Consider the following 16,592-nt stretch of genomic DNA (forward strand, 5'->3'; position numbering starts at 1 on the left):
ACGCATTGACGCAGAAAAGGAATAAAATAGTATTTTGCACCAAACTGATAACCAAAGGCCTTATGTGGAGTTGCTTTACGGTTTTCGGGCATCAAAAAAACTCCCGAATCACATACTATCTCCATAGTAAGGGACGAGAGTTATCGTGGTACCACCCTAATTCGCAGCCATTTCGCAATGGACTGCCTTCAGCGGTCATATAATGACCGAAAGGATAACGGTTTTCTGCCGATTGCATCTAATGTCGGAAAATGATTCCCTAGACCTCGATGCAATAACTCAGGAGCGCTGAAAGTAGTTACTTCGCCACCGGCTTCCACCCAAACACCGGTTCTCTGAGGACGAAATCAATACCTTTTCTCCATCATTGTTGTTGTCGCTAATAATTTTTTCATAATGTATCATGGCTTACATGGGCATGTCAATAGGACATGCGGCATGTGTGGATAGACGACTAGAAACATAGCTACAGAATGCGGAAAAATTAAGATTTAAGTCTTCTTGAATCCGCCCGACTTTTTGGCTATGATGCTAAAGAAGACTAAGCAGAGGACTAACTAACTATGAAAAAGCTTAAAGTGAAATGGAAAAGAGCGCAAATTCATCAATTGAATGACCGCTTGCTGCTTTACAATTTGTATCTAACTCAGGGGCTGACCCTGCTGATTGGCGTAATCTGGATTATATTTCAGAAAAGAAATGTGTTTGAACTGTTTGCATTGCCCAACACGCTACATGTCTTATGGTGGGGATTGGGTTTGGCAGCCGCTATGCTATTAGTGGATTTGCTGCTGTCTCGGATCATGCCTGAGGATGCCATGGATGACGGTGGTATTAACCAAATGCTGTTTCAAAATCGACCGGTTTGGCATATTATTTGTATAGCTGCTATCGTTTCCATCTGTGAGGAACTTTTGTTTAGAGGTGCGATTCAGTACAGCTTTGGTCCTTATTGGACAAGCATTTTGTTTGCGGTTATTCATATCCGATATTTACGGCACTGGATTCCCACGGGCTGGGTTTTCCTTAGCAGTTATGGATTGGGATATATATACGTGCAGACAGGTAGCCTGTGGGCACCGATTATTTGTCATTTTGTGATTGACCTTATATCTGGCTTAGCGTTACGTTTTCGGAGGTATGAAGAATGAATCAGGAACTTAGCAGGGTGCAGACCTATGGTAGCCGCCGAAATGGCCGCAAAGGCAAGGAGGAGGACAGGCCAAAGCCAAAACCGGTTCGCTCCCGTGCTTCACGGCCCATGCCAGAATTGGCAGACGTTGCCGCTGCACCAGAAGTTGCTGTGACAATGGAGGAGGACACTCCTGCCAGTGAGTACCGAACACGGACAGAGATGTTTCCGTCCCGTCGTATTCGGGTGAGTAAGTGGTTTTTGAATTTTTTAAGCACTCTTTTTGTGCTTATTACAGCCGCACTACTATGGTGGGGAATTAAGGGTGCACCACCCATTAGTGAAATGCTTTGGTGATATAAAGGCATTGTGATAGCTTGCGTCTAGTACGTGCGTGCAATATTATGCTAAAAAAGCCTCCAACTCCCACAAAATATGCGGAGAGGGGGCTTTTTACATCATTTAATTTTACATCATCTACATTTGACCTATGAGCAAGTGATAATTAACTGGCAGGAATCTCAATGCTTTGTGGATCGACAAATTGATAGCCCTTCTGCTCAAGGCGCGTCAATAGACTGTCCAGTGCCTCCGCTGTCCATGGCAGTTCATGCATCAAAATATTGCTGCCTGGATGAAGTTGTTCTGTTACATTTTTGAGAAGAGTTTCCGTTTTATGAGGTTGGTTTTTTTTCATGGTCCAGTCCAGAGAGCCTACGGACCATGTCATATACAAGAGCCCATTTTCCTTAGCAACCTTGCGACCTACGTCTCCACCAGCACCATGAGGCGGACGGAAGAATACGGGGGCTTGGCCTGTAGTGTCTTTAACGATTTTTTGTACTGTTTCAATCTGTTTTTTAACCTCAGCCTCAGACTTGTTCTTGAGAACGATGTGGTCCCAGCTATGGTTGCCAATGGGCTGTCCACGGTCATGGATAAGCTTGAGCAACTCAGGATGTTCTTTTACACGATAACCGTTTACGAAGAAAATCGCTTTTGCCTTGTGCTTATCCAATATATCTATGATTTTGTTAATCATGACCGCTTCTTTCGGGCCATCATCAAAAGTCAGCAATACCACTTTTTTTTTCGACACCTTGTTGATTAGGAATAACATTGTAAGCTTTGTCCAAGTGATACATCTTGTTAGTGGTAACCGCAGTTGTTGAAACTGTAGTCTCGTTGCTCTTAACGGCGGTTTTGTCATTTTGTGTATTTGTTGTACTCACTGATTTTTGCTCATCACTGTCTGCTTGCTTGCTGCTTCCTTTGGGGGAAGATTTACTGCTCTGATCTTTGGCACTGTTACTTAAATCAGAAGTTACTGAATCCTGATGGTTACTGGAATCCGCAGATTCCGGCTTCGTCGCAGTGCAAGCACTAAGCAGCAGACATGCTGTTAGCAAAATGGCTGCTGTTTTTGTACCCATTAATTCATCTCACCTTCCTGTATTTATACCGTATGAGTTTGTCTCTGCTGACGAACACTATGCTTGATTCTACCACAAAGGGAGGTTCTAATTGTGAAAACATCTTCATTTTTCCTGGGAATCGTCTTGGGGGCTGTCGCAAGCTCTCTGATCTCTCGTAACCGCAATGCGTTGGGCTTATCCATGGACATGGGCGGAAAAAAAGGCGGGAATTTGGTACAGAAAGCTCGTACAAAAATGATGGACGCCGCATTTCCAGGCATGGGTGATATTGCGCTGAATACACAAGACACCCACAAGGATCATGATCATCGTTCACAAGCAGATAAAACCGTTCATAACGCCCAAACTGCCAAGAGCAAAGAAGAGAATATGAAGTTGATTAAAGAGTTTATTAGCACAAGTCCCGATGTTAAACGTGAGGTCGAGCAAATACTGAAAGAAACTCATACAGCCGTACCGGGATTGTAACCCGAAACCTCTATTCCGAATCATTTTGCGGCTTTTTTGTTAAAGCCGTTCAAATGATTCTTTTTTTTATCATTTTTATTCGTGCATTTACGATTATAAAATGATAACATGATTACATAGAACCATTTTCATCACAGGCATCATATTTGAATCATAATCTGCTAATAACACTCGGCTGCCAGGAGGAGGGTCCAGTATGAAAATAGAAAGATTAAGTCAGGACAAGATACGGATTTTCCTTACCTTTGATGATTTGAGCGAACGGGGTATCCAAAAAGATGATATGTGGCAAGAAATTCCAAGAGTTCATGAGCTGTTTACTGAAATGATGGATCAGGCATACAGCGAACTGGGCTTCGACGCCACGGGACCGTTAGCTGTAGAAGTCTTTGCGCTTCCTGCTCAGGGAATGGTTGTTATCGTCACTCGGGGAAAATACGATCACCAGCAGTACGGTTCGGGTCCCGATGAGGAGCTTCCAGAGGAAGTCTACGAAATGGAAGTCACAATGGAGCACAGTGATTCCATCGTTTACGCGTTTAGCGATTTCGAAGTACTCATAGAAGCGGCTCATATGCTCCGCAGCAACACTACGGAAGCAGGTAAGCTGTATCATTATAGAGGAAAATGGATTTTGCATTTGGAGCCAGAAGAAGTAGAAGAGTCCAAGCTTGCGGCCTTAATCGCGATTCTGGCTGAATTTGGAGAAGGTTCATCCGTAACACCAGCTATGCTGGAAGAGTATGGAAAGCTGATCATTCCTGAACAGGCAGTTGCTGTCATCTGCACCCATTTTGACAGCCGTTCTTGATTTGGTTTAGAAAGTGATAATGAAGTTAATTTGTCGGCTCTGCGCTGAAAGCAGAGCCGACTCATTTTTATGGAGGGATGATCGGTGCTTCTGTTTTCTGTTTTAGCGGCAGCTACAGCGCCGGGTCTCGCCTTATTGATGTATTTTTACTTAAAGGATCGATATGATTCGGAGCCTCTGCACATGGTTATTAAAGTATTTTTGCTCGGTTTTTTGGTGGTGCTTCCGGTCATGATTTTTCAACGTGGGTTGCTGCTTTGGCTAGGAGATGACACTTTAATTCAGGTGTTCGGTATTTCCGCTGGAGTGGAAGAGTTTTTTAAATGGTTCCTGCTGTATCACATCATCTATAACCATACGGAGTTCGACGAGCCTTATGATGGTATATTGTATGCGGCCGCAGTCTCACTCGGGTTTGCCACAGTTGAAAATCTGTTATATGCCTGGGCGGGGCATGCTTCGATCAGCATGATGTTAATGAGATCATTGCTACCGGTATCCGGTCATGCGATGTTTGGCGTTATGATGGGCTACTATATGGGGAAAGCCAAGTTTTCGAAAGACCTGAAGAGTAAATATATGCTGCTTCTGTCATTAGTACTTCCATGGTTTTGGCACGGAGTGTATGATTTAATTTTGACGAAATTTTCACACGACTGGATTTGGTTTATCATTCCGCTGATGGCATTTCTATGGTATGGAGGGATGGCAAAAATCAGCCGAGCGAATAATCGTTCTCCTTTTCGAATGTTAAAACGGGAAGAAAAGGTTAATATGTAACGAAATGGGACACACTGATCTGACAAACCTGTTAGAGAAAGAGGTGTCTTTTTTGCGTATAAAAGTAAGAATTCATTGTAAAAGATGCGGAGAACGCTTTGTACTGAGAGGGCGAATGGAGCAAGGACAGATTCAAACCGGCTTTAAACGCTGTATTTGCGATAACTGTGAGTTTATTGTTGAAGTCATGGAAAACCATGCATAAGAGAGCTTTCTTCTTGTCACACTATCGGTAGTGTATTTGAAGAAAGGAGACTCCCAATATGTATAAACGACTTAGTGCCGTATTGTTCCCGGTGGTTACCCTGATTATGATAGGAGCATTTGTGTGGGGTTATCAGCAAAACCAGATGAGAAAAGAGGTGTCTTCTCAGGCAAATAGCATGTCGATTAAAGCGGAAAATCAATACCAGCGTGCATTTCATGATTTGTCGTTTCATATGGATCAGTTGCATTCCCAACTCGGTAACGCGGTTGCTGTCCATACTACTTCACACGCGATGCACCGCAAATGCTTGATGAACGTGTGGAGGATTGCAAGTGAAGCCCAAAACGAGGTTAATCAGTTGCCTCTCAATGTAATGCCTTTTAATCATGCTAAAGATTTGCTGTCACATCTATCTGCATTCTCGTATCAGACCGCTGTTCGTGATCTGGATCACGAGCCTTTAAACGAGAAAGAAATTTCGAATCTAAAAACGTTATATAACAATTCCAAGGAAATTTCGAAAAACATGCATGAGGTGCAGCAAAAGGTCATTAGCAAAAACTTGCGCTGGATGGATGTTGATATGGCGGCAGGTTCTCAAACTGGACCGAAGGACAACACCATTATTGATGGCTTCAAAACCGTGGACAAAAAAGTAGAGAACTACAAAGAACTGGATTGGGGACCGTCTGTTGCGAGCATTTATGATAAGCGCTCAGTGAAAAAGTTGAGTCTCCCGGCGGTGGATGCTGGACAAATTAAGCGTAATGCCGCTGAATTTACAGGAAAACCAGAAAGTCAGATTCGTGTGAACGAAAATGGCAAAGGAACAGAATGGGCGTCTTATACGGCTACGCTGTTAAATAAGCAACAGCCTGTAGCCACGATGGATTTTACGAAAAAGGGCGGCAAGCTCATTTCTTATCATGACATGAGAACAGTAGGTCCTAAAAAAGCAACTCGTAATGAAGCGGTTCGCTATGCAAGTGAGTATCTTGAACAAAAGGGCTACAAAGGAATGAAGCCCGTAGCATATGATGAAAGCGGGAATTTAGCCAACATTACATTTGCAAGCCAACAAGGGGATGTGATTATCTATCCAGAAAAAATCACAGTCAGATCAGGCTTGGATAACGGACAAGTGATTGGTTTCCAATGCAGCGATTATGTCTATGAGCACAGTCACCTCCGTCGCATTCCTCAGGCAAAACTGAATTTGAATGAAGCACGAGCGAAGTTGAATCCTGAGTTTCGCGAAACTTACCACCGCAAAGCACTAATTGAAAATGAACTGTCAAATGAAGTTCTGTGCTATGAATTTGGCGGTAAAATCAACGGTTCCATTTATCGAATTTACATTAACGCGAACACGGGAATGGAAGAAACGATTGAACAGGTAAAAGATTCAGATGAACCACAAGTTACGGCAAGTAATGCCTAGTTGATTACACTAAAATGAATCTATAGTCACTCTAAACCTCCTTTATAAAGGAGGTTTTTTGTGCTTTAGTCATGGTTCTAGCAAATATAATGCTTAATATAGGCACAAAGTCGTGGTATTATATACCTTAATTATAGTTTTGAATGGACAAGGATGGTGAATCGTTTGTTTCCGAAAATTAACGATGTGTTATACATACAAGTTGCCGGTACCGATCAGAAGGAGGAATCTTTTGAATATAAGTCACGTATTGCGGAAGAGGACCCACAGAACTTTCTAATCGAAATTCCCATGTCACAAACAAGCGGGCATTTGAAAAAGCTGTTTCTTGGGGAAGAACTGTCTATATTTTTTATGAGCGAGGGTGGGATTAAAAACTATTTTAATACCCACGTTACAGGCTTTAAAGAAGACGTCCTCCGGATGATTCGCATTCACAAGCCTGCTCCCGACAGCATCAGCAAAATTCAGCGTCGAAACTTTCTCAGGGTAAAGGCCAACTTGGAAATTGCGGTTAAACATGGTGCAAACGAATCTAGATTTGTAGCAGAGACGCATGATGTAGGAGGTGGAGGCGTATCTTTTCAGACTCAGGGTTCACATCATCTTGAAGAAGGAGAATCATTGTCTTGCTGGATTTTGGTTCCATATAAAAACGGCACTCAAGAACATGTTCCGTTCCAATCCGAAATTGTACGCATTCAGCAGATGGAAAATGGCCGCAAACTCATTATGTTGAAATATGAGAAAATCGCTGACCAGGAGCGCCAAAAACTGATTAAATATTGTTTTGAAAGACAGTTGGAGTTCCGGGGGAAATCGTAATCATCCGAAGCTTTTCTTTTTTAGTAAACCTGTCGCTTATTTTGCATCGCCTATAAATGTGTGGTATAATTTTCACGTCGCAGGCAATGCCTGCTTTTTTCTTGAGGTTAGGTTAGGAGGAATTCCCTGTTGGCAAGGCAACATGCATCTTCAATTAACAAAATAAATGTAGCCATTGATGGACCTGCTGGTGCAGGGAAAAGTACAGTGGCCCGCTTGGTGGCGAAAGCACTTTCCTATGTATATGTAGATACCGGAGCCATGTATCGAGCAGCAACATGGTACATGATGTGCAAAGAAATTCCTGCAGAAAATGTACAAAAAGTGCTTCAGCATGTACCTGAGCTGGTGATTGAATTAGTACCGGACCCCACAGGCCAAAAGGTTTATTGTAACGGGGAAGATGTAACCACTGTGATTCGTTCGATGGAAGTGACTAGCAATGTGTCACAGTATTCGAGTATTGCTGGTTTACGTACACGCTTGACCGAATACCAGCGTGAAATGGCTGCGCGTAAGGGTGTCGTCATGGACGGACGCGATATTGGAACAACTGTGCTTCCCGATGCGGAAGTCAAAGTGTTCATGACCGCAAGTGTTCAGGAACGTGCCTCACGTCGTTTTAAAGAACTGAGCGAAACTGATGATATCACTCTGGAACAGCTTGAACGTGACATTGCGGCACGTGATAAGTTTGATGAGGAGAGGGAGGTATCCCCGCTTCGTTGCAGTGAGGACGCCATCGTGCTTGATACGACCCATATGGGCATTCAGGATGTCGTAGATACGATCGTATCTTATTGCTTAACGGAGAAGGATGGAGAGATCAGCCAATGATATATACTGTATGCGCCAGTATTTTGCGTCTCATTTACCGCGTTCTGTTTAGGCTTGAGGCGGTAGGCAGGGAAAATGTTCCTGCTGAGGGTGGAGTGCTGTTGTGTTCTAATCATATTAGTAATCTTGACCCTCCTACAGTTGGCATTTTGCTAAAGCGAAAGGTTCACTTTATGGCCAAAGCAGAGCTGTTTAATGTTCCTGTACTAGGACCATTGATCGACAAACTGGGAGCTTTTCCAGTCAAACGTGGTGGTGTGAGTAAGGAATCTATTAAGCTGGCATTGAACATTTTGCGTGAAGGTAAGGTTATGGGGATTTTTCCCGAAGGCTCCAGAGGAGCTGGGGGAATTGGTAAAAAGGGTGCTGCCAGTTTTGCACTGCGTAGTGGAGCGGCTGCCGTTCCGGTCGCCATTATTGGTGATTACAAGCTTTTCCGTAAAACGAAAGTGATATACGGTAAACCTGTTAATTTGGACGGTTACCAAAAGGGTACCTATGTCGAAGGAGATCCTCTTGAACTGGCAACAGAAGCAATTATGTCACGTATTCGCACAATGAAGGAAACGGGTAAGCCTACGAATGATTGAACGGCTTGCATGAATTGTGTCTAAGCTTGGAAAACTAGAACAAAAATGTATTTTGTTTTGAACTCTGCTATGCGCAGGTTTAAATAAATGGTTTTTTTGAATTGAGGAGGGTATTGACATGTCGGAAGAAATTAAAAATCAAGAAGCTGCTGAAGCGGCAAATCAAGACGAGCTCGATCAAATCGTTTCCCTGAAAAAAGGTGACACCGTTAAGGGTACAATTGTGAAATTGGAAGATAACCAAGCGGTAGTAAGCATTGGATATAAATACGATGGAGTTATTCCAATTCGCGAATTGTCTTCTGGTCTGGACAATGCAGAAGAAGCAGTACAAGTAGGCCAAGAAGTTGAAGCTAGAATTATCAGCATCGACGACGGCAAGGAAAAACTTGTTCTGTCCAAACGTGCAATCGACAGTGAAAATGCTTGGGAAAAGTTGGAGCAACTGTTCGAAAGCAAAGAAGTATTTGAAGTTGTTGTGAATGATGTTGTTAAAGGCGGCATCGTAGTAGACGTGGGTCTGCGAGGATTCATCCCTGCATCCATGGTAGAACGCCATTTTGTTGAAGATTTCAGTGATTACAAAGGCCGCACATTGCGTGTTGTTGTAAAAGAACTGGATCGTGAAAACAACAAAGTGATCCTTTCCCAAAAAGACGTTCTGGAAGCAGAATTTGAAGCTAACAAGCTTAAAGTAATGGCTGAGCTGAAAGAAGGACAAGAAATCGTTGGTACGGTTCAGCGTCTTACTCAGTTTGGTGCTTTCGTAGATGTTGGCGGAGTAGATGGTCTGGTTCACGTATCTGAAATTGCTTGGACTCATGTTGATAAGCCTTCTGATGCTGTTTCCGAAGGAGATCAAGTGAAAGTGAAAGTCTTGAAAGTAGATCCTGAAAAAGGAAAAATCAGCCTGAGCATGAAAGCTGCACAGCCTGGTCCTTGGGAATCGGCTGCTGGACAATTCAATAACAATGATATCGTAACTGGTGTTGTTAAACGTCTGGTTAACTTCGGTGCATTCGTTGAAATCGCTCCTGGTGTGGAAGGTTTGGTTCATATTTCTCAAATTTCCCACAAACACATTGGAACTCCACAAGAAGTTCTGGAAGAAGGACAAGAAGTTAAAGTTAAAATTCTTGAAATGAATCCTTCCGAAAAACGTGTTAGTCTGAGCATTAAAGAAACTGAGGAAGCTCCTGAAGCTGCTCCAAAAGCAGAAAGAGCACCACGTGCATCTCGCGCACCTCGTGAGGAACTGAATAATCCTAACGTTTCCCTCAACAACTCCGGACTGAGCATTACGCTTGGCGAGCGTTTTGGCGATAAGCTGAACAAATTTAAATGAGTTTAAATCAATACATTTTATAATAAGCATAACGTACACCATCGGCGGACCCAGAGGGTTCGCCGATTGTTGTTACGTCACTATATCGCCAATAGGTATGTTTTTTGCTATGATGATAGCGGAAGAATTGACAGGAGGAGTGAATTTATGGCAAGACCCGTTGTGGCTATCGTTGGTCGTCCGAATGTGGGTAAGTCCACGATTTTTAATCGGATTATCGGGGATCGTCTGTCCATCGTGGAAGATAAACCGGGAATCACTCGTGACCGTATTTACGGTATATCAGAGTGGAATGGTAAGTCCTTCAGTATTATTGACACCGGCGGCATTGAGATTGATGGTGAGGATGTTATTTTGAAGTCCATCCGTATGCAGGCCGAACTTGCAATAGAAGAAGCAGATGTTATTGTATTCATGAGCGATGCAAAAGCAGGAATAACGCAAGCGGATGAAGAGGTAGCTCAAATGCTGTATCGTTCGGGTAAACCGATCATCGTAGCGGTAAACAAGGTGGACAACCTCAGTCGCGCTGATCTGATCTATGAGTTTTATTCTTATGGATTTGGTGATCCAATTGCTGTTTCTGGTAGTCATGGTACAGGGATCGGTGATCTGTTGGATGCAATTACGTCCAATTTACCTGAACTAGAAGAAGATCATTATGATGAAGACGTTATACGTGTCGCTTTGATCGGACGTCCGAATGTAGGTAAATCTTCACTCGTTAATGCCATTCTAGGAGAAGAACGGGTTATCGTTAGTGACATTGCAGGTACAACGCGTGATGCAATTGACACGCCTTTTGAAAAAGACGGTCAAAAGTATGTACTGATTGATACGGCAGGTATGCGTAAACGTGGTAAAGTATACGAAACGACAGAAAAATATAGTGTAATGCGTGCGATGCGTGCGATTGAGCGTGCAGATGTTGTACTGGTCGTTATTAACGGCGAGGAAGGCATCATTGAGCAGGATAAACACATTGCTGGCTATGCTTATGAAGCGGGTAAAGCCTCGTTGTTTGTCGTTAATAAATGGGATGTCGTAGATAAAGACGATAAAACGATGCATCAGTTTGAGACTAAAATCCGTGATCACTTTCTGTTCATGACCTATGCTCCGATTGTGTTCTTGTCTGCAAAGACAAAGCAACGTCTGCAAAAGTTGCTTCCAGTTGTACAGCATGTGGCACAGCAGCATGTCATGCGTATTCAGACACATCTGCTGAACGATGTCATTTCCGATGCGGTTGCCATCAATCCACCGCCAACAGACAAGGGCCGTCGTCTGCGTATTAACTATGTGACTCAGGTTGCTGTTAAACCGCCTACGATGGTTGTATTCGTAAATGATCCAGAGATAATGCACTTCTCTTATGAGCGTTATCTGGAGAACAAAATTCGCGCCGCCTTTAATTTTGAAGGAACTCCAATTCGAATATTTACACGGCGCAAGTCTGACGAAAGTTAGGAGCGAATAGGTTGATTTTACAGATCGTTGCCATCGTACTCAGTTACTTGCTTGGCTCTGTCAGCTTTAGTTTGCTGTATGGAAAATTAAAAGGAATCGACATTCGCCAGCATGGAAGCGGCAATGCCGGTGCGACCAATACGCTGCGCGTGCTTGGAAAAGGCCCAGCTATTCTGGTACTGCTGCTGGACGTACTTAAAGGGGTTATTGCGGTGCTGATAGGGCACTGGTTGGGTGGAGAATCATCCTGGTTACCGGGTTTGTGTGGCATTGCGGCGATTGCGGGCCATAACTGGCCGGTATATTTTCACTTTCGCGGAGGCAAAGGGATTGCGACTGCCATTGGTGTATTGGCATCTCTTGCCTTGCTGCCGGCATTATATGCCGGAATCATTGCGATACTTGCCATCGTAATAACGCGTTATGTATCCCTGGGATCACTAATTTTTGTCATTTTGACCCCTTGGATATTACTCGTACTTGGTTTTGCTTGGCCGTTATTTTGGACGGCTCTAATCATTTGCCTGTTCGCTGTGTGGAGACACCGTACTAACATAGTCAAGTTGGCACGGGGAAATGAGAATAAGCTTGGCTCCAAAGGAGGAGATCGTCTTGTCTGAGAAAATAGCTGTGCTGGTGGCAGGGAGTTGGGGAACAGCCTTAGCTTCCGTACTTGCGACCAATAACAACGATGTCTCTGTCTGGACGAGAAGCGAACAACAAGCTGCTGAGATCAATGAGAAGCATACGAATGAGCATTATTTACCAGGCTCTATTTTGTCTGATCGCATTTCAGCTACAACGGATATGCAGACTGCGGTATCTGGAGCTAAAGCGGTGATCATCGTATCTCCTTCGTCTGCCGCTCGGCAGGTTGCACGTAGTCTGAAGGCTCATTTCACCAAGGATATGCTGGTAGTACATGCCATTAAGGGTTTTGAAACAGAGACACTCAAGCGTATGTCCACGGTGATCTCGGAAGAGCTGGAAATCGCGGAGGATGATATTGCCGTGCTGTCAGGCCCGAGTCATGCGGAGGAAGTAGTGAAGAAATGTCCTACAACGGTTGTTGTAGCTTCTTCCAATGAGAAGGCTGCTCAGGCTGCCCAGGGGTTGTTCATGAACTCCTATTTCCGCGTCTATACAAACCGTGATTTACTCGGTGTAGAACTGTCCGGTGCTTTAAAAAATATTATTGCACTGGGCGCGGGAATGTCGGATGGACTTGGCTTCGGTGATAATGCCAAAGCGGCTTTGTTGACCCGTGGATTGGCTGAGATTACCCGTGCCGGAGTTGAGATGGGGGCTAATCCATTAACCTTTGCCGGACTCGCTGGTATAGGCGATTTAGTTGTGACTGCAACGAGTCGTCACAGCCGCAACTGGCGTGCAGGTTCATTATTGGGACAGGGCCAACAGCTTGATGCCGTATTGGAATCTATGGGAATGGTCGTAGAGGGGATTCGTACGACAAAAGCAGCATACGCTATCTCACAAAAATTGGGTGTGCAAATGCCTATTACAGAGGTGTTGTATGGAGTGCTGTTTGAAGGACGTGACGTCCGCAAAGCCGTTGAGGCATTAATGGGTCGCGATCCGAAAACCGAGATGGAAGTCATGCCGCTTCAAACTTGGGAGCAATGGCATTCATAAGAGTACAGAGGAGCTTCTAAAGTATAAAGGTTGTCTCATGAGTAGATCTTTCTACGATGAGATAGCCTTTTTTAGTTAGGCGTTTGGCATGTCTTTTGTATGCTTAATCACCTTTTGTCTCCGTCACTCATAGACTGAGTTGAGCAATGGCGGAGGAGGGGAGATTGTGAGTAAAAACTTTCCGAAAGATGCATTGAAGGCCATTAACAAAAAAGGCGGCAAAAACATATCCGAAAATGCAGTGAAAAAGCTGGCAGGCACGGTAAAGCCGGACACGCTTCAAAGTGAAGCGCAGTTGCGTCAGCTTATAAAACAGGTGTCTGCGATGGCTAACATTCCGGTATCGGAAGATACAGTCAGGGATATTGTCGGAGCCGTCAAAAAGAGTGGAATGAATCCTTCCAATATGGAAGCGTTAATGAAAATGATGATGAAAAAATAAAACACTGGCCGTATGATGGTTCGTTTTATTCACCGTGAACCGGGAAGGTTCGCGGTTTTTTTTTATATTTTGAGGCAGTAAAGTGCTTTTTCAGTACACAAAATGTCGAACTGCCATGTCGAACATGTTATAATGATGCCCATCAGGAAACGGGTGGAAAGACAGCAAAGGAGGAAACGATGTTGAAGGAGGCAATATCATCAGTGTTAGTGGACAGGCTTCCTCACGATCTGGCAGTTGCGCTGGGTAGCTTGACTGAGAGCTGGTCAGCGGTGTCGGTTCCGTGGATGCTGGGGGGGAGCTGTGCACTACTTGTGCAAGAAGTTGAACTGGATCGTCTGCCTCGGGACATTGATATTTATGCGGATATTCATGCAGCGAAGCTGTTACACGCGCGTTCGCCGGGTGTAAGTATAGACCCACAGCAGGTTGACCGTAGCGGATCTTACGTTTCATTGCTAAGCCACTATGAACTGGAGGGATTTCCAGTCGAATTGGTGGGAGGATTTGAGGTTTTATGTGATGGAGCTTTATATCGTTTAGAGGTCGAGCGGCTACTCTGGTCGGCTGGGATTCAGCTTGATCTGGAAAATACCTCATTGCGTTTGATGCCTCTCAGTCACGAGTTGCTATTCAATCTGTTGCGAAATCGTCCTGACCGCTATCAAGCGATTGCAGATGTCATGAAGCGAGACCCCCAACAACACATAGGGATACTAACACAGCTATTGGTCCGTAACATTTGGAATAAGGAGCAGTTGGGCAAGCTTATAGATCTTCTCCCTTGGCCAGAACTTCACTCCTTAATCGGGATGAGTAATGAAATATAGGTTGCGTGCGTATTATGAGGAAAGGTGAATGGAGGACCGTTTATGAATGTACAGATTACGTTCCAGCCGTCAGGCAAGCGTGTACAAGTCGGTCAGGGCACGTCATTGCTCCAGGCTGCCCGTAAAGCAGGTGTGTATATTCCCACTCGTTGTGATGGAAAAGCAGCCTGTCTGATGTGTAAAGTGCAGATAGCACCGGAACGGGCTGAGCTCGCAGGTCACCCTAATGATGCAGAACAGCGTAAGCTGGGACCTTTACTGAATGAAGGAATACGTTTATCCTGTCAGGCCCGCGCTCAAGGTGATGTAGAGGTAACCATACCGGAGGATAGACTTAAGGCAGCTATTAGGCGGCAACTGGAGCGTCAGGCACTGGATGACGAACTGTGGTAATATCGATTTTAATAATTAGAACAAAAAACAAAGGATATTTCTCGACGGCTAGAACCGGTCAGAGACATATCCTTTTTTTATTTAAGTCTAGCAACAAAGTCATGTGGAAATCTTGCTGCGCATATATTAGGTGAGTGGACCCAAACGTAAAATATCGTTTCTGCAATGATCGCTGTGACGTAATCTATTTTTAAAAAACTAAACATATTTTACGGAGGGGATACATATGATGGTATCAGTCCAAATGCATGTACGAGTTTACGCCGTTTCGCCGATTCCATCAGTCTCCTGAATCTCGGCGGCGGACGACTTCCGGGCATTTTAAAGGCTGTTCTGCCGCATCTGGGATCAAGCAGTTGGTTGAACACGAAGCGGATGCTCTTTAAGCATTTTTCCTTCGGAGACTTTTGAGGAGGGGATTTCATTGGAGAAAGTGGACATTTTTAAAGACATTGCCGAACGCACCGGAGGAGACATCTATCTTGGGGTCGTCGGCGCAGTCCGAACAGGAAAATCAACATTTATCAAGCGGTTTATGGAAACGATTGTACTGCCCAACATTACGAGTGAGGCGGACCGTGCCCGCGCCGTAGACGAGTTGCCGCAAAGTGCGGCAGGGAAGACGATCATGACGACGGAACCTAAATTCGTACCGAATAATGCCGTCCAGATCAAAGTAACGGAAGGACTGGACGTGAATGTACGTCTGGTTGACTGTGTGGGATATGCAGTAGAAGGTGCAAAAGGCTACGAGGATGAAAATGGTCCAAGGATGATCTCTACACCATGGTTTGAAGAACCCATTCCTTTTCAGGAAGCGGCAGAAATCGGTACACGTAAGGTTATTCAAGAACATTCGACACTCGGTGTGGTAGTCACCACAGACGGCACCATTGCTGAAATCCCGCGTAGCTCTTATGTAGAGTCGGAGGAACGCGTCATTGAAGAGTTGAAGGAAGTTGGCAAGCCATTTGTTCTGGTTATCAACTCCACGCATCCACGCAGTGATGAAACACTCCAACTTCGCAGTGAACTGGCTGCCAAGTATGATATTCCAGTCATGACACTCAGCGCGGCGACCATGACGGAAGATGATGTTACGGGTGTACTTCGTGAAGTATTGTATGAATTCCCGGTGCATGAGGTGAATGTGAACCTGCCGAGCTGGGTTATGGTATTGAACGAAAATCACTGGCTGCGTAGCAACTATGAAAATTCCGTTCGTGATACGGTTAAAGATATTCGACGCCTGCGTGATGTAGATCGGGTGGTCAGCCAGTTTATGGAGTATGAGTTCATCGATAGAGCCGGATTAAGCGGTATGAATATGGGGCAGGGCGTAGCGGAAATTGATTTGTATGCGCCTGATGAGCTGTATGACCAGATTTTGGTTGAAGTCGTTGGGGTAGAGATTCGTGGCAAGGATCATTTGCTACAAATGATGCAGGATTTTGCCCACGCTAAACGTGAATATGACCGCTTTGCCGAGGCTCTGGAAATGGTCAAGACAACAGGTTATGGTATTGCAGCTCCGTCACTGGCCGAGATGGCACTGGACGAACCGCAGTTGATTCGACAAGGTACAAGATTTGGCGTGAGGCTTAAAGCGACAGCCCCTTCCATTCACATGATTCGTGTCGATGTGGAATCGGAATTTGCTCCGATTATCGGAACAGAGAAGCAAAGTGAGGAGCTCGTACGCTACCTGATGCAAGATTTTGAGAATGATCCAATCAAAATATGGGAATCTGACATTTTCGGACGTTCGCTGCATTCTATTGTGCGTGAAGGTATTCAAGGCAAGATTGCCATGATGCCGGACAATGCACGCTACAAGCTTCAAGAAACGCTGGGTCGCATTATTAACGAAGGTTCTGGTGGTCTTATTGCTATAATTCTTTAAGGCTAAGCTATAACTAAAAATGTGTAAG

Annotated in this window: 18 protein-coding genes, 1 pseudogene and 1 other annotated feature; of the genes and pseudogenes, 18 read left to right on the forward strand and 1 reads right to left on the reverse strand. The window is 44.5% G+C overall.

What is annotated here, in order from left to right:
- Positions 1-126: 126 nt before the first annotated feature.
- Positions 127-377 (reverse strand) — a binding site (T-box leader).
- 186 nt (positions 378-563) lie between these two features.
- Together C400_RS0115585 and C400_RS0115590 are read left to right on the forward strand one after the other, a co-directional pair.
- Positions 564-1,151, forward strand: a complete 588-nt coding sequence (locus tag C400_RS0115585) for a type II CAAX endopeptidase family protein (protein WP_017427533.1) — start codon at positions 564-566, stop codon at positions 1,149-1,151.
- On the forward strand, positions 1,148-1,489 hold the full coding sequence (locus C400_RS0115590) for a hypothetical protein (RefSeq protein WP_017427534.1): 342 nt from the start codon (positions 1,148-1,150) through the stop codon (positions 1,487-1,489). Before C400_RS0115585 ends, C400_RS0115590 begins: the two co-directional genes overlap by 4 nt.
- Before the next feature lie 148 nt (positions 1,490-1,637).
- Here the strand turns inward: C400_RS0115590 and C400_RS0115595 are convergent.
- Positions 1,638-2,565 (reverse strand): annotated as a pseudogene (locus C400_RS0115595) (polysaccharide deacetylase family protein).
- 93 nt (positions 2,566-2,658) lie between these two features.
- Between C400_RS0115595 and C400_RS0115600 the strand changes: the two are divergent.
- The 16 genes from C400_RS0115600 (at position 2,659) to spoIVA (ending at position 16,564) form a co-directional block, all read left to right on the forward strand.
- Positions 2,659-3,036 carry a hypothetical protein gene (locus tag C400_RS0115600; protein WP_013371707.1) on the forward strand — a complete coding sequence of 126 codons (378 nt, stop codon included), beginning with the start codon at positions 2,659-2,661 and terminating at the stop codon, positions 3,034-3,036.
- Positions 3,037-3,232: 196 nt separating this feature from the next.
- Positions 3,233-3,847, forward strand: coding sequence for a genetic competence negative regulator (locus tag C400_RS0115605; RefSeq protein ID WP_016822229.1), 615 nt, complete (start codon positions 3,233-3,235; stop codon positions 3,845-3,847).
- Positions 3,848-3,931: 84 nt separating this feature from the next.
- Positions 3,932-4,627, forward strand: a complete 696-nt coding sequence (gene prsW / locus C400_RS0115610; protein WP_016822228.1) for a glutamic-type intramembrane protease PrsW — start codon at positions 3,932-3,934, stop codon at positions 4,625-4,627.
- Between the two features lie 263 nt (positions 4,628-4,890).
- Positions 4,891-6,276 (forward strand): germination protein YpeB, encoded by a 1,386-nt coding sequence (gene ypeB, locus C400_RS0115615; RefSeq protein WP_017427535.1) that lies wholly within the window; start codon positions 4,891-4,893, stop codon positions 6,274-6,276.
- Positions 6,277-6,441: 165 nt separating this feature from the next.
- The gene (locus C400_RS0115620; RefSeq protein ID WP_016822226.1) at positions 6,442-7,101 is read left to right on the forward strand and encodes a flagellar brake protein; all 660 of its coding nucleotides are present in this window, start codon (positions 6,442-6,444) and stop codon (positions 7,099-7,101) included.
- 129 nt (positions 7,102-7,230) lie between these two features.
- Positions 7,231-7,938 carry a (d)CMP kinase gene (cmk, locus tag C400_RS0115625; protein ID WP_017427536.1) on the forward strand — a complete coding sequence of 236 codons (708 nt, stop codon included), beginning with the start codon at positions 7,231-7,233 and terminating at the stop codon, positions 7,936-7,938.
- Entirely contained in the window at positions 7,935-8,528 is a 594-nt protein-coding gene (locus C400_RS0115630) for a lysophospholipid acyltransferase family protein (RefSeq protein ID WP_017427537.1), read from the forward strand. Before cmk ends, C400_RS0115630 begins: the two co-directional genes overlap by 4 nt.
- A 118-nt stretch (positions 8,529-8,646) precedes the next feature.
- The gene (rpsA, locus tag C400_RS0115635; protein ID WP_013371699.1) at positions 8,647-9,873 is read left to right on the forward strand and encodes a 30S ribosomal protein S1; all 1,227 of its coding nucleotides are present in this window, start codon (positions 8,647-8,649) and stop codon (positions 9,871-9,873) included.
- A gap of 147 nt (positions 9,874-10,020) precedes the next feature.
- On the forward strand, positions 10,021-11,343 hold the full coding sequence (der, locus tag C400_RS0115640; protein WP_013371698.1) for a ribosome biogenesis GTPase Der: 1,323 nt from the start codon (positions 10,021-10,023) through the stop codon (positions 11,341-11,343).
- An 11-nt stretch (positions 11,344-11,354) separates the two neighbouring features.
- Entirely contained in the window at positions 11,355-11,963 is a 609-nt protein-coding gene (gene plsY, locus C400_RS0115645; protein ID WP_016822223.1) for a glycerol-3-phosphate 1-O-acyltransferase PlsY, read from the forward strand.
- Positions 11,956-12,996 (forward strand): NAD(P)H-dependent glycerol-3-phosphate dehydrogenase, encoded by a 1,041-nt coding sequence (locus C400_RS0115650; protein WP_013371696.1) that lies wholly within the window; start codon positions 11,956-11,958, stop codon positions 12,994-12,996. The genes plsY and C400_RS0115650 overlap by 8 nt, the downstream gene beginning before the upstream one ends.
- A 166-nt stretch (positions 12,997-13,162) precedes the next feature.
- Positions 13,163-13,438: a stage VI sporulation protein F gene (locus C400_RS0115655; protein ID WP_016822222.1), complete on the forward strand. Its 276-nt coding sequence runs from the start codon at positions 13,163-13,165 to the stop codon at positions 13,436-13,438.
- 179 nt (positions 13,439-13,617) lie between these two features.
- On the forward strand, positions 13,618-14,268 hold the full coding sequence (locus C400_RS0115660) for a hypothetical protein (protein ID WP_017427538.1): 651 nt from the start codon (positions 13,618-13,620) through the stop codon (positions 14,266-14,268).
- A 42-nt stretch (positions 14,269-14,310) separates the two neighbouring features.
- Positions 14,311-14,661 (forward strand): 2Fe-2S iron-sulfur cluster-binding protein, encoded by a 351-nt coding sequence (locus tag C400_RS0115665; protein ID WP_017427539.1) that lies wholly within the window; start codon positions 14,311-14,313, stop codon positions 14,659-14,661.
- Between the two features lie 248 nt (positions 14,662-14,909).
- Entirely contained in the window at positions 14,910-15,047 is a 138-nt protein-coding gene (locus tag C400_RS27925; RefSeq protein WP_013371690.1) for a hypothetical protein, read from the forward strand.
- 38 nt (positions 15,048-15,085) lie between these two features.
- Entirely contained in the window at positions 15,086-16,564 is a 1,479-nt protein-coding gene (gene spoIVA, locus C400_RS0115670) for a stage IV sporulation protein A (protein ID WP_017427540.1), read from the forward strand.
- Positions 16,565-16,592: the final 28 nt, after the last annotated feature.

Source organism: Paenibacillus sp. ICGEB2008, assembly GCF_000307675.1.
Classification (GTDB): Bacteria; Bacillota; Bacilli; order Paenibacillales; family Paenibacillaceae; genus Paenibacillus; species Paenibacillus polymyxa.